This window comes from Micromonospora sp. URMC 107 (assembly GCF_051386315.1).
Classification (GTDB): Bacteria; Actinomycetota; Actinomycetes; order Mycobacteriales; family Micromonosporaceae; genus Micromonospora.
This window is the reverse complement of sequence record NZ_JBPQTK010000340.1, coordinates 1-253: the sequence shown is the minus strand read 5'-3', so window position 1 is coordinate 253 and position 253 is coordinate 1. Positions and strand designations below refer to the sequence as shown.

The following is a 253-nucleotide window of genomic DNA, read 5'->3' as shown; positions in this document are numbered from 1 at the left end:
CACGAGATCGGCTTCGCCCGCGAGGTCGGCGACTCGCTGGTCTTCATGGACGGCGGCGTCGTGGTCGAGTCCGGCGTGCCCCGCGAGGTGATCGCCAACCCCCGGCACGAGCGGACGAAGGCGTTCCTGGCCAAGGTGCTCTGAGCGGTACGCCGGCGCGGCCCACCCGGGCCGCGCCGGCGTACCGTGCCGGGTGACGTCCGTCGCGGTCGCGCCCGTGCCGGTGTCCCGGAGTGTCGGATCGGGCGGCTAG

The 253-nt window shown here is 74.7% G+C and carries 1 pseudogene; it reads left to right on the top strand.

The window, feature by feature from the left end:
• Window positions 1–144, top strand: a pseudogene (locus ACSNN9_RS28775) (ectoine/hydroxyectoine ABC transporter ATP-binding protein EhuA); the annotation flags it as partial.
• Window positions 145–253: the final 109 nt, after the last annotated feature.